We start from the raw sequence: 12205 nt of genomic DNA, 5'->3' as shown, positions 1-12205 counted from the left end.
CAAAAAAACAGTGTTAGAAGTTGCTTAACTTCTAACACTGTAAAATTGGCTATCAACAGGATTTGACAGAGAGCCACAAAATTTACTTTTGTTTTAGTCCCATTTTCGATCTCTTTGCGTATTTTTAATGTTAAACATGGTAGTCTATACTTGAAATTCAATTAAGCCTAAACCTAGGAAGTGTTTGGAAAAGCGCCCAGGTTCCAAGCATTACTAACGATGTCGATCGTAGGTAAGTACAGGAATTTACCTTTTTAAACTCAATTCAAGTTGGATAACCAAGGCAATATATCAAACTTGGCGACCTGTTATTTTGTTTTCTTTTTCTTCGGATCCGTGGGTAAGCGCCGACCCGGTCGGTTTTCAAAAAGTGCTGCCAAGGCATCATTAACTTGGTCTGCTGACAAAGCTTTCTTATTATCTTGTTCGACTTTATCTGTCAAAATATCAACTCCTTTGTTAGCTGAAAGGCCAGCGGGATAAAAAAACAGTAAAACAAGTTTCTTAACTTAATCGTTAAGGAAAGTTTTGGTGATTAATTTATAACCAGCAATCTGTTTTTTTATCCCACATTTATAGAATTATCATTTTTGGACGAGAACAAAAATGTTCATCTGGACTACGTTTTTGCCGCTCATTTGTAGAGATAGGTGCAGATATCGTCCAGACTTAATCCTATGCCTTTACGCGCCAAAGGTCAATTAACTGACTCAACTTGGCGCCAGTTATTTTTGGTAAATTTCTTTCGCTTAGCAATCTCTTCTTGGTAACGTTCTGGATGATGTTTATAAAATTCTTGGTGTTCTGGTTCTGCCGGGTAAAATGGTTGAACCGCCTCAATTTTAGTCACAATCGGTTGATCAAAACGGCCGCTCGTTGCTAAGGCTTGGCGTGAATTTTCAGCAATTTTCCGCTCATAATTATCAGCAACAAAGATGACTGGTCGGTAGTTATCGCCACGATCTTGGAATTGGCCCATGGCATCAGTTGGATCGGTTTGCTGCCAGTATAAGGCGATTAGGTCCGAATAACTGATGATTGATGGATCGTAAACAATTTTGATGGCCTCCGTGTGGCCAGTCAAGTGTGCTCTAACCTGCTCGTAGGTTGGATTTACTGTGTGGCCCCCTGTGTAGCCAGAAATTACTTGTTTAATGCCAGGTGTTTCGTCAAATGGCCGAACCATACACCAAAAACACCCACCTGCAAATATTGCTGTTTTTACCATTTTGACAACCTCCTTCATTAAAATTTTAAAATTAAGGGCACTAAAAAAGTCCCTTTCCAAACGGAAAAGGACGCTTCTGCGCGGTACCACCTTATTTGCAATTAACATTGCCACTTATAACATTTTTATAGAATAGATTTTATTAATTATTTACCCAGTACTAGAAAAAATAGTTAGGGGATATATTCTAGTAAAAATGTACCGTTATAACGGACGCTAATCGTTGTCTACTAATATAGGTAGACACCACTCCAAGGCCATCTTTCTCAACTTAACGTGCCATCTTTTCAGCTACCGATGTTCTCTAATCACGTTTAAATGAGTACTCTTCTCTTCACAGTGTTTTTTCATTAAATTAACTTTTAGTTTAACCACTATTTTAATTCTGTCAAGTCCTGATTAAGTTTTTTTCTTTGCGCGTCGTTCACAGTGCGTTAAGATCAAGAGTGAAATAACAAATTAAGGGGATGATCAAGTGACTATTTTATTACTTGGTGCTGCGGTTAGGATGAAGGCCCAACTTGAACAACAGACAAAGTTGACTGTGGTACAGGCGACCACTGATATTACAAATGAACAATTACAGCAGGTAACGATTGTATTAGGCTGGGAACAACAGCTTGGTGAACGCTTGCTACACTTAGCTAATGCACAATTAAAGTGGGTTCAGACTTACTCCGCTGGCGTTGATGATTTACCACTTGACGAATTACGACAAAAGGGTATTTTAGTTTCCAACGCTAGTGGCATTCACGCTGAGCCAATTGCGGAATCCGTATTTGGGATGCTGCTATTTGCTACCCGGGGATTTAAGCTAGCGGTTGACCAACAGGCACGGCATGTGTGGTATCGTCCTAGCGACACATTTGACTTGGTAGCGGGCAAACAATTTTTGATTTATGGTACCGGACATATTGGCAAGCGAATTGCCGAATTGGCGCAACAATTTAGAATGCAAACGATCGGGGTTAACCATGATGGCCATTCGGTTGAGTACTTTAATCAGACAACTGATGATCAGGGCGGACGCGCGTATTTAAAAACGGCGGACGTTATTTTGAATATTATGCCACTCACGGAAACAACAAAGCATTTTTTTGATGCCAGTTACTTTAAACAAGTTAAAAAGCAACCAATTTTTATTAATGCAGGCCGAGGACCGTCAGTCGTTACTGCAGATTTAATTACCGCTTTACAGACTGGGCAGTTGGGATTTGCTGCGTTAGATGTTGTTAATCCAGAACCATTACCCAAGTCAAGTCCACTGTGGCTGTTACCTAACGTGCTGTTAACGCCGCATATTTCTGGCGTATTTCCTGAATATGGTCAGGCCGTATTACAGATTTTTATGAAAAATTTGGCTACTTTTTCAAAAGCCGGAAATTTAGAATTAAATCAGGTTAATTTAGAGCGAGGCTATTAGTTTAGGTTGATTAAAAGGTTAGTCTTAATTCTGGAAATATGCTAGGGTTAAATAAGGGAATAGGGGGCGATTGCTTGCAGAATTTTCGAATTAATTTTACTAATAAAGTGCGAACAGATCGTGTTGTGATAGGTTATACGGCAACAACGCGGACCCAAGATGGCCGGCAGCGAAATATCTATCAGGGTGAACAAACTTACTACCGCGATGTCGTACCATTGGTTTTTCTAGAGAGTGGTGCTGCGGCAGTTGAAGCAATTGGTCAAGCTATCAGGGGTATTGATACTGACTATGTTTTAAGTGAAGTTATTTTTGCCGTTCCGCAAAATACGGCAATTTTAACTGTGCCTTCTTTTATGAGTTTTACGCGGTATTTGACGGATAACGGTTATTTGAGCCGCGTTTTAACCCACGCAACAGCAGAAGGCCAAATTGTTGACACTAAATTTTCACAGGAGTTACGCCTAGGCTAATTTAAGGAGATGGGTAATTGACAGACAAAATTTTGGTAACAACGACCGAACAAATACCTGGACAAGCATATGAAGTCATTGGTGAGGTTTTCGGTCTTACAACCCAATCAAAAAACATTGCCAAGAATATTGGTGCAGGTTTAAAAAACTTGGTTGGCGGAGAAATCAAGGCTTACACCGAATTGCTAAGTGACGCACGGGATATCGCAATTCAGCGGTTACGGGCTAACGCAGTTGCACTAGGCGCGGACGCCGTTGTTATGATGCGTTTTGATTCTGATTCAATTAGCACAGATATGGAAACCGTGGCGGCATACGGAACGGCCGTTCGATTTAAAGATTAGCGAGTGTTTGAAAAAGTGTTCAGGAGTGGCGTTTTCAAATACGTTTGCACTAAGCAAGCTAAGAAAATATTAGTAAAAGTAATTTTCAAATAGGGACTAGTTATCGAATACGCTAGTTTGTGCTATGATTAGCAAGGTAAATTATCTTATCTGGAGGTAGAATATGGCAATTCTAGTAGCAGGTGGCGCAGGTTATATTGGGTCACACATGGTTGATCGATTAATTGAAAAGGGCCGCGATGTTGTTGTGGTTGATAATTTGTCTACTGGGCATCGTGCAGCAATCAATGCTAAGGCACGTTTCTATGAAGGTGACACCCGTGATCACGATTTTTTGGACCAAGTTTTTACTAAGGAAACAATTGAGGGCGTTATTCATATGGATGCCTTTTCGTTGGTTGCTGAATCAATGAAGGATCCGTTGAAATACTTTGATAATAACGTGATTGGCATGGTGGCCTTACTTGAAGTTATGCACCAGCATAATGTGAAGTACATGGTCTTTTCTTCAACCGCCGCAACTTATGGTGTGCCTGAACGGACACCAATTCACGAGGATGATCGTAAGGAACCAATTAATCCTTATGGTGAAAGTAAATTAATGATGGAGCACATGATTCGTTGGTGTGATAAGGCCTACGGAATTAAATTTGTTGCACTGCGCTACTTTAATGCCGCTGGAGCTAAGGCAGATGGTAGTATTGGGGAAGATCACCATCCGGAAACGCATTTAATTCCGATTATTTTACAAGTTGCTGCCGGTCAACGGGACAAGTTGAAGATCTTCGGAACGGATTATGCGACACCTGATGGAACCAATGTTCGTGATTACGTACATATTGTGGATTTGGCGGATGCCCATATTTTGGCGTTAGATTATTTAATCCAAGGTAATGACAGCCAGGCTTTCAATTTAGGTTCTTCCACTGGTTTTTCTAATAAACAAATTTTAGAAGCTGCCCGTGAGGTAACCGGAAAAGAAATTCCGGCCGAAGAGGCACCACGGCGAGGCGGCGATCCTGATTCGTTAGTTGCCAATTCAGATAAGGCGCGTAAAGTTTTGGGTTGGAAGCCACAATACGATGATGTTCACGATATTATCAAAACGGCCTGGACTTGGAAACAGAAACATCCAAAGGGCTACGAGGATTAATTTTAAATAATCCAATCAGAATTTGTTGTACATGCTTAACTAAATAATTGAATTAAATGAGCTTGTTTAAATTATGATCTTTCTCTCTAAAATTGGAGTGTAGATCACTTTAGGCAGGCTTTTTTAGTTATTTGGGTCTAATTAATTTTTTTTCTTGAAGAATACAAAAAAATAAGATGGCAAAATAAAATAGTTGACAATTCAAATAAACGGGATTATTCTAATTTTTAATTAATCGTATTGTTATTTGTTTCTAATGTTTCAGTATAAAAAAGTATGTTGATGAGAAGAGTAGACTAAAAAGTAGCATGAATAGCGACTATCGTTGGTGGAAGGATAGAATGTGAATTTAGTTGAAGATGATCTCGGAATCATGATTTACGATGAAAGTCAAAAGTCCGGTAGGAACCGTTATTTTCCCAAGCATTTTGAGTGCTGTTGAGGTAATTCGTGTGAATGAATTACGAATAAGGGGTGGTAACACGGTAAATCGTCTCCTAATCATATTTATGATTAGGAGACGATTTTTGTTTTGTAAATAACTTTACTGTATATCAAGGAGGAATATTTGATCATGGCTGATTTAAAAAAGAATGTTTTAAAGGCATTTGCAAATGAGGCGGAGGAAAAGATACCAGTTTCATTTTGGCGGCACTTTGCTAAAAGTGAATTTACTGATGCCGGAATACATCCGGAAATAGTTGATATTAATGTAAAAGGGCATGAATCCTATATCAAAAAAGTTTCCCCAGATTTTATAAAATTTATGACTGATGGTTATTTTATTTATCCCTTTTTAAATGTAAAAGATGTTCGAAAGCTTGCTTCACTTGAACACTTAAAAAGTTTGCCTAAGGATCATCCGTGGTTTGAGGAACAGGCTTCTTTAGCTAAAAGACAAGTAAAAATCGCAAATGGTCGCTTTGCCTTTTATACAATATTTTCACCACTCACCATTTTAAAATGGGCGTTAATCGACCATACCAAGGAGCCCCTAACGTTAGCGGATGAAAGGCTTGCCGATTTTTACAGTGAGGATCCAAAGGCCTTGAAAAAAGTGCTCACTATAATTAGCACGGATTTGAAAGAATTAGTAAGAGCCGTAATAAATGCCGGAATTGATGGTATTTATTACAGTACACAGTCTATTCAGGACTCAAGAACTGATAATCTAGATTTCTTCAATAACATTCAAAGAGTTATTGATCACGATGTCATTAAAACAATTAATAAAAACGCAGATTTTAACGTTTTGCATATTTGTGGTTTTGATGGTGCTACTAATCACTTGGAATGGTATCGGGATTATCAACTTCAAATCATTAATTGGTCCACGCACAGTGATGGTTATTCATTAGCTGAAGGGAAAAAGCTTTTTGGTGATCGACCTGTTTTAGGTGGTTTTGGAATAGAAAAAACAGACGTACTGTATTCTGGATCAAAAACAGAAATTCAGGCCGCGGCAAAAGAATTGGTTAATGAGGTTGGTAAGAAGGGAGTCATTATCGGTGCTGACTGTACCATTCAACGTGATATACCTTATGAACATTTGATTTGGGCGATTGAGGCGGTACATAGCGTATAGGAGGAATGTCATTTGCTACTTGAAATAAAGAATTTGAAGAAAAAATTTGTAAATAATACAGTTCTAAAAGGAATTGATCTTTCCATTAATGCTGGAGAAGTTGTGGTAATTATTGGGCCTTCAGGTTCTGGTAAAACAACCCTGTTACGGAATATTAATTTTTTAGAGCAGGCTGATTCTGGGAAAATGACCTTTAAAAATAAACGACTTAATTTGGCAAACCTATCGAATGAAGAAATTCTTTGGGTGAGGAGACATACCGCAATGGTCTTCCAAAATTATAATTTATTTAAAAATAAAACGGCTATTGAAAATATTTCTGAGGGCCTAATTTTTGGACAAAATAAGTCTAAGAAGGTTGCTCTTCAGTTAGCAAAGAAGTCCTTAGATAGTGTGGGTCTTTTGGACAAACAGGATTTTTATCCTGCTCAGTTATCTGGTGGTCAGCAGCAAAGAATTGGAATCGTTCGTGCGACCGTTTTAAATCCAGATATTGTGCTGTTTGATGAGCCTACTTCTGCACTTGATCCAGAGCTAGTTGGAACAGTTCTTTATGACATGAAACACTTAGCAGATCAGGGGCAGACCATGATTGTTGTCACTCACCAAATGTCTTTTGCACGAAATGTAGCAAGCCGGGTTGTATTTTTTGCTGACGGCGAGATTATTGAAACTGGTACGCCAAGCGAGGTCTTTGATCATCCTAAAAATAAACGTACAAAACAATTCTTATCGGCAATAGCTGAGGATTATTAAGGAGGTCATTTATGAAGGTTAGTAAAGTAATTGTTACGTTATTGAATGGATTACCGGAGACTTTAAGCTTACTTGTGGCATCATTTTTCTTTGCCAGTTTGATCGGCCTAAGTATGGCGTGGCTTTATTTGCGAAAGAATCCAATTCTGAGTGACTTAGCAAAAATCTATTTAGGAATCGTTCGGGGGACACCACCATTATTGATGCTTTTACTATCGTATTTTGGCCTACCAAAACTTTTCGCCCTAGTTGGAATCAATATTAATGATTGGGCAAAAATATTTTTTGGAATTGTTGGTTTGTCCGTAGGTTGGGGTGCTTATTTAGAAGAGGCATTTAGATCGGCCTATCTGTCAGTAGATAAGGGGCAATATGAGGCTGCATTATCCGTTGGGATGGATGTTAAACACGCCTTCTTGCAAATTTTAATGCCCCAAACATTTCTAATCGCCCTTCCCAACATTGAAAACTTACTAATAGGTTTGGTTAAGGCAACATCCTTAGTTTATGTAATGGGAATGGTTGATATGTACAGCAAGGCCACTGATTTATCTAACCAAAATCAAGGCGTATATCAATTAGAAATATTTATCATTTTGGCCTTACTTTATTGGTTAATTGTTTTGCTAATTGAATGGCTATTCCGAATGTTTCACAGATATTACCGGTACGTTGAAATTTAGGTGCGTTTTAGAAAAAGCAGATTTTATTTTATCTTTTTAAATCAGTTCTAATGCCTAATGCCTACATAGTAGAAAAATAATTTCAAGTGACATTTAAGGAGGTGGGCAACACTTGTTTGATTCTAATTTTGCAATCCAGTCTTTTCCGAAAATCTTAGCCGTTGCACCAATGACAATTTATCTGTCAATTATTGCCGCAATAATTGGGCTAGTTTTGGCCATTTTAATTGCCGTTATACGTGAACGTAAAGTGTTTGTACTAAGTCCAATTGTCGGAATTATTGTTTCGTTTATCCGTGGCACACCAATTATTGTTCAGATGTATGTCGTCTATTATGGATTACCACAATTATTAATTGCCTTGCAAAGATGGGGAATAAATACTGATAGCAGTGGGATTTCAGCAATTATTGTGGCAATTACTGCTTATTCGCTAAATGCGGCAGCAAATATTTCAGAGAGTATTCGCTCGGCCTACCACTCAGTTGATTATAAACAGTATGAGGCGGCCATATCAGTTGGAATGACACCATTAAGAGCAATGATCAGAATCATTGTGCCGCAATTAATTGCAAATCTTATCCCTAATTTTTCAAATATTTTTATTGACTTAATAAAAGATACAGCACTGGTATATAACATTGGAATTGTTGAAATAATGGCGAAGGCCAATATCATTTCATCAGTAGGATTCAAGTATATAGAAACATATTTAGATGCTCTAATTATTTATATTATAATTTGCTGGATTTTTGCAAAATTATTTCAAATTAGTGAGGTTATTATTCGACAACGTGTTTTTGCAACTCAAAGAATAAATTAGAAAAAGGGGAAACTATAATGAAAATCAAAAATATTTTAACTGGTCTTATTGCGACTTTTGCGGTTAGTGGATCATTCTTAGCTATAAACAATGCAAAGACACCCGTTCAGGCTGCGAAGGTTCAAACGATTAATGTAGCGGCACCAAATAATAATCGACCTTATACTTATCCAAAAGGTTCAGGTATTGGTGGATATTATGGTGATTTATTAAAACAAATAGATAAGGATTTACCGCAGTATAAATTTAACGAAACTACTACATCACAGAACTCAGTGTTTGTGGGCTTGCAATCAGGAAAGTACGATGTGGCGGCCTCAAATTGGTGGTATTCAAAGGATCGGTTTAAAACTTATTTACATTCAGATTCTAACGCGTTGGATGATTTACGTTTAGTGACAAAGAAGGGTGGCAAAACGGCAAATTCACTGGAGGATATTTCAAAAAAGAAGTTAAAGTTAGTGCCAATTTCAACGGATGATGCGCGTTATAGTTTTATCGAGACTTATAACCAACAAAATAAAAAGCATAAAATCAGTTTGGAAGGTATCGGTGATCAATCCGCCGGCGACGCATTAAAAGAGGTATCTAATGGTAAATATGATGTCGCCATTTATCCTTATGCGGCCTATAAACCAGTGGCCAATAAAGCAGAAGGAAAGAAATTAGTAGTTTCTAAGTCAATTGGTTTAGAAAATAGTTACTTTTTACTGAATAAGAATAGTAAAAATAGGGCATTGGTTAAAGCGATCAATAAGGATTTAAAAAAGTTAAAGGCAAATGGCTACTTGGAAAAGATCACAAAAAAATATTTATATGAAGATACTTTTAAATTAGCAAACGCTAATAAAACTTTTAATTCCAAGGCCCATAAATAAGGAGGTAAGCATTATGATTGGTGACGGGAAAGTTGGTAATCTTAATCAAATTAAAGCAGTGAATAAACCCAAGTTAGTCGATGAAACAACGCTGGCCTTGAGGGCAATCACTGAGAAGCGGGCATCCACGCTCACCTACATGGTAGATAACGCTAAAGAAGATACTGGTTTTGCAGTTAAATCAATTGAACAGTATGGGATTGATAACGGTCATGATTTTAAAAAATCAATGACTAATCCTCATGATTTAAATGAATTTGCTGATAAATTCACGACGGGGCTTGAGCCAAAGGTTTATGAAATGGAAACTGTTAGGCAAACTGATGAAGAATTTGAAGTACACTTTCATTATTGTCCCTACGTAAATCGGTGGCTTAGAATGGGAAAAACGCCGGATGAAATGAGTCAACTATGTGACCTTTGTATGGGTGGTGATGCGGCAACTGCTTCTGTATTTGACGATATCGATTTTCAATTAGGCACAACGATTGCGAAGGGTGGAAAATTTTGTGAGTTACATTATCTGAAAAAAAGTAACGGCGCAAGCGATAAGGAATCATGAGTATTACGGGGAGAATGGATGACAACCGGCCTTACTTTTTTACCATGCATTCTACCAAAATAGATATAAATAAAGGACATTGCCGTAAAGGAATTACGGCAATGTCCTTTTTCTATGATCGATTGGATGAAATTCGATTAAAAATGACCATATATTTAGTGTAAAATAGGTTGATTATGGTCATGATGCCGGTCATGGCCAAGTAGATTCCTAGAAATAATTCTCCTTGAACCGCTAAGTAGATGATACTGAAAACGGCTGCCATTAAAACTGCGTTACCAATTTGTAATAATGCTTGTTTTGGGGTCGCGTTTTTAAAACTTGATTTAATCTGTAAATGCATACAATCACCCTACTCCTTATTTATTTTTAATCCAGTATAACGTGTTTTTACTGGAAATCCAGAAAAAGTTTATTAAAGTTTAGTAACGATAATTGCCGACTTATTGTTAGGCTAAGTGAGTTCTTTTTAATTTTTAAACTTTTTTATCGCAAATTTTACCTTATTTGGCGTAAAATAGTTGTAAATGAAATTTTTAGGATTACGCAAAATAAAGTTCAAAAAATTTAGGAGGACTACAGCAATGGCAGTGCAAATGATTGTGACCGATATGAATGGAACATTGTTAAATAATGCTCAGGAGTTTGATAGACGCCGGTTGGAACGCCAACTTGCCAAAATGAAGGCCGCCGGAATTTGGTTTGTTGTCTGCAGTGGAAATCAATTTGCCCATTTAAAACGTTTATTTACCGGCATAGCAACAGATAATGTGATTTTTGTTGCCGAAAATGGCGCCTCGATTTATCAGCAAGGCCAAGAAATATTTGATGGCTCAATTGCGGCGAATCGATTACAAAATTTCTTACAGTACGACTGGCAATTGCCGTTACTAAAAGTGGCACGAGTTATTATGGTTGGTGCGCAGGGAGCTTACACATTAAAAGGGGCGCCGCAACGGCTAATAGCTGTTGCCCGGCAATTTTATGATCAATTAGAGGAAGTAACTGATTTAACCCAAGTGACTGATACAATAAAAAAAATCAGTTTGAGTTGGGATGAAGGAGCACCAAAAAATATTGTGCCTGAGCTTAATCAATTATTCAAGAACAGTTTGGTTGCACAAGATAGCGGCTATGGTGTTATTGATCTCATTCGAAATAATATTGGTAAATTACCAGCCGTTCAATTTCTACAACAGCGTTTTAAGGTAGCCAATGCAGATGTTGTTGCTTTTGGCGATGGTGCTAATGATCTGGCAATGTTGCAGGCTGTTGGTAGTGGTTACGCAATGAAGAATGCTTCAGTTACTGTTAAACAGGCCGCTAAGTTTGTTACTACGAAAGACAATGAGCATAGTGGTGTACTCGCCACCATTGAACAATTATTGGCCTTATAAATTATTGATCGGCTAATTTTTAATAAAAGGGAGAGAAGAATTTGCGTCTAATTTTTCAGTGGTTACCACTGATTTTGGCAGTGGTAGCCGGATTTTATATTAGTCCTAAAATCTTATCTGGCAAAAAAACGGTTGGTCAGAAGATAACTTTATTAGCGTTGGTAATCTATTTGGTTAGTTTAGTGGCATTGTGTCTAGTCCCTGCGTTTTATTCGGTCAGTACTCATCAAGCAAGTTACATTATTGTAGGCCGAGCAATTGTTATTTACCGACCGTTTCAAGATCTAGATTTGGAGTATTGGCTAAATGCGGCCATGACCTTACCACTGGGTATTTTACTAACGTTGATCTACCGGTTAAATTGGCGCCAATTAATTATTATTGGTTTTTTAACCAGCCTTTTTATTGAGACTAGCCAGTTTATTCTGGATCAATTAGTTAATTTACAGCGAACTGCCGATATTGATGATTTAATCACTAACACGGTCGGTGTCGTTATTGGCGGTCTAGTTGTTTATGGATTAAAGAAAACGCGATTACGTCGTTTTGTTAATTGGTTCAGTTTTAGTGAGTGATTGCTTGGGGTGGTTTCGGCAGTGGTCGCTATGATGCACTAAGATCTTAATTGAAAGTATTCGAAGATCAAAATGGGAGTGTGACAAAGGTCGGTTTTGGGTTTACTGCGTAACGTAAGCTAATCCAATAACCGTACTTTGGTTATTGAATTAGCTGTAGTTAGGCACGTAAACTCAGACTTTTGGCGCACGTTCTAGAGCAATGTTCGGAAACAATAAGAGGCTAGGACTTTTTGTCCTAGCCTCTATTCCTACGATTAGTCAAGGGGATTGAACTGTGCTTTTTCGTTTGAATTAGAATTTGATGCTGGCTTAAACGTCGAGC

General features: G+C 37.8%; 15 protein-coding genes and 1 other annotated feature. Of the genes, 12 read left to right on the top strand and 3 right to left on the bottom strand.

Annotated features, from left to right (window positions below; all coding sequences use genetic code 11):
* Positions 1 to 308: 308 nt before the first annotated feature.
* Both EKM98_RS12255 and msrA read right to left on the bottom strand, forming a co-directional pair.
* Complete coding sequence (locus EKM98_RS12255; protein WP_257749630.1) at positions 309 to 443, bottom strand: hypothetical protein; 135 nt, start codon at positions 441 to 443, stop codon at positions 309 to 311.
* 254 nt (positions 444 to 697) lie between these two features.
* Positions 698 to 1228 carry a peptide-methionine (S)-S-oxide reductase MsrA gene (msrA, locus tag EKM98_RS11370; protein WP_125982684.1) on the bottom strand — a complete coding sequence of 177 codons (531 nt, stop codon included), beginning with the start codon at positions 1226 to 1228 and terminating at the stop codon, positions 698 to 700.
* A gap of 63 nt (positions 1229 to 1291) precedes the next feature.
* Positions 1292 to 1575, bottom strand: a binding site (T-box leader).
* A gap of 128 nt (positions 1576 to 1703) precedes the next feature.
* Here msrA and EKM98_RS11365 point away from each other — a divergent pair.
* From EKM98_RS11365 to EKM98_RS11320, 10 genes are all read left to right on the top strand, one after another.
* The gene (locus EKM98_RS11365; protein ID WP_225418579.1) at positions 1704 to 2651 is read left to right on the top strand and encodes an NAD(P)-dependent oxidoreductase; all 948 of its coding nucleotides are present in this window, start codon (positions 1704 to 1706) and stop codon (positions 2649 to 2651) included.
* A gap of 74 nt (positions 2652 to 2725) precedes the next feature.
* Positions 2726 to 3124, top strand: a complete 399-nt coding sequence (locus EKM98_RS11360; protein ID WP_125982683.1) for a hypothetical protein — start codon at positions 2726 to 2728, stop codon at positions 3122 to 3124.
* Between the two features lie 17 nt (positions 3125 to 3141).
* Positions 3142 to 3468, top strand: a complete 327-nt coding sequence (locus EKM98_RS11355; protein WP_125982682.1) for a heavy metal-binding domain-containing protein — start codon at positions 3142 to 3144, stop codon at positions 3466 to 3468.
* Between the two features lie 163 nt (positions 3469 to 3631).
* The gene (gene galE, locus EKM98_RS11350; RefSeq protein ID WP_125982681.1) at positions 3632 to 4621 is read left to right on the top strand and encodes a UDP-glucose 4-epimerase GalE; all 990 of its coding nucleotides are present in this window, start codon (positions 3632 to 3634) and stop codon (positions 4619 to 4621) included.
* 574 nt (positions 4622 to 5195) lie between these two features.
* Entirely contained in the window at positions 5196 to 6206 is a 1011-nt protein-coding gene (locus EKM98_RS11345; protein ID WP_125982680.1) for a uroporphyrinogen decarboxylase family protein, read from the top strand.
* A 12-nt stretch (positions 6207 to 6218) separates the two neighbouring features.
* The gene (locus tag EKM98_RS11340; RefSeq protein WP_125982679.1) at positions 6219 to 6962 is read left to right on the top strand and encodes an amino acid ABC transporter ATP-binding protein; all 744 of its coding nucleotides are present in this window, start codon (positions 6219 to 6221) and stop codon (positions 6960 to 6962) included.
* 11 nt (positions 6963 to 6973) lie between these two features.
* Positions 6974 to 7645: an amino acid ABC transporter permease gene (locus tag EKM98_RS11335; RefSeq protein ID WP_125982678.1), complete on the top strand. Its 672-nt coding sequence runs from the start codon at positions 6974 to 6976 to the stop codon at positions 7643 to 7645.
* A 112-nt stretch (positions 7646 to 7757) separates the two neighbouring features.
* On the top strand, positions 7758 to 8468 hold the full coding sequence (locus EKM98_RS11330) for an amino acid ABC transporter permease (RefSeq protein ID WP_125982677.1): 711 nt from the start codon (positions 7758 to 7760) through the stop codon (positions 8466 to 8468).
* 17 nt (positions 8469 to 8485) lie between these two features.
* The gene (locus EKM98_RS11325) at positions 8486 to 9346 is read left to right on the top strand and encodes a transporter substrate-binding domain-containing protein (RefSeq protein WP_125982676.1); all 861 of its coding nucleotides are present in this window, start codon (positions 8486 to 8488) and stop codon (positions 9344 to 9346) included.
* Positions 9347 to 9359: 13 nt separating this feature from the next.
* The gene (locus EKM98_RS11320; RefSeq protein ID WP_125982675.1) at positions 9360 to 9908 is read left to right on the top strand and encodes an L-2-amino-thiazoline-4-carboxylic acid hydrolase; all 549 of its coding nucleotides are present in this window, start codon (positions 9360 to 9362) and stop codon (positions 9906 to 9908) included.
* A 112-nt stretch (positions 9909 to 10020) separates the two neighbouring features.
* On the opposite strand, the gene EKM98_RS11315 is transcribed toward EKM98_RS11320, so the two are convergent.
* Positions 10021 to 10251 carry a hypothetical protein gene (locus EKM98_RS11315; RefSeq protein ID WP_125982674.1) on the bottom strand — a complete coding sequence of 77 codons (231 nt, stop codon included), beginning with the start codon at positions 10249 to 10251 and terminating at the stop codon, positions 10021 to 10023.
* 241 nt (positions 10252 to 10492) lie between these two features.
* Between EKM98_RS11315 and EKM98_RS11310 the strand changes: the two genes are divergently transcribed.
* Both EKM98_RS11310 and EKM98_RS11305 read left to right on the top strand, forming a co-directional pair.
* Positions 10493 to 11305, top strand: coding sequence for a Cof-type HAD-IIB family hydrolase (locus tag EKM98_RS11310; RefSeq protein ID WP_125982673.1), 813 nt, complete (start codon positions 10493 to 10495; stop codon positions 11303 to 11305).
* A 41-nt stretch (positions 11306 to 11346) separates the two neighbouring features.
* On the top strand, positions 11347 to 11880 hold the full coding sequence (locus tag EKM98_RS11305) for a VanZ family protein (protein ID WP_125982672.1): 534 nt from the start codon (positions 11347 to 11349) through the stop codon (positions 11878 to 11880).
* Positions 11881 to 12205: the final 325 nt, after the last annotated feature.

It is taken from the genome of Loigolactobacillus iwatensis (assembly GCF_003950295.1).
In the GTDB taxonomy this organism is placed as follows: domain Bacteria; phylum Bacillota; class Bacilli; order Lactobacillales; family Lactobacillaceae; genus Loigolactobacillus; species Loigolactobacillus iwatensis.
The sequence above is the reverse complement of the archived record's forward strand: the minus strand, read 5'-3'. Positions and strand labels throughout refer to the sequence as shown.

Bases quoted from the DNA above. Each gene is read 5' to 3' on its own strand.
- msrA (WP_125982684.1), bottom strand. From the start codon at position 1,228: ATGGTAAAAACAGCAATATTTGCAGGTGGGTGTTTTTGGTGTATGGTT.
- galE (WP_125982681.1), top strand. From the start codon at position 3,632: ATGGCAATTCTAGTAGCAGGTGGCGCAGGTTATATTGGGTCACACATG.
- EKM98_RS11345 (WP_125982680.1), top strand. From the start codon at position 5,196: ATGGCTGATTTAAAAAAGAATGTTTTAAAGGCATTTGCAAATGAGGCG.
- EKM98_RS11335 (WP_125982678.1), top strand. From the start codon at position 6,974: ATGAAGGTTAGTAAAGTAATTGTTACGTTATTGAATGGATTACCGGAG.
- EKM98_RS11325 (WP_125982676.1), top strand. From the start codon at position 8,486: ATGAAAATCAAAAATATTTTAACTGGTCTTATTGCGACTTTTGCGGTT.
- EKM98_RS11320 (WP_125982675.1), top strand. From the start codon at position 9,360: ATGATTGGTGACGGGAAAGTTGGTAATCTTAATCAAATTAAAGCAGTG.
- EKM98_RS11315 (WP_125982674.1), bottom strand. From the start codon at position 10,251: ATGCATTTACAGATTAAATCAAGTTTTAAAAACGCGACCCCAAAACAA.
- EKM98_RS11310 (WP_125982673.1), top strand. From the start codon at position 10,493: ATGGCAGTGCAAATGATTGTGACCGATATGAATGGAACATTGTTAAAT.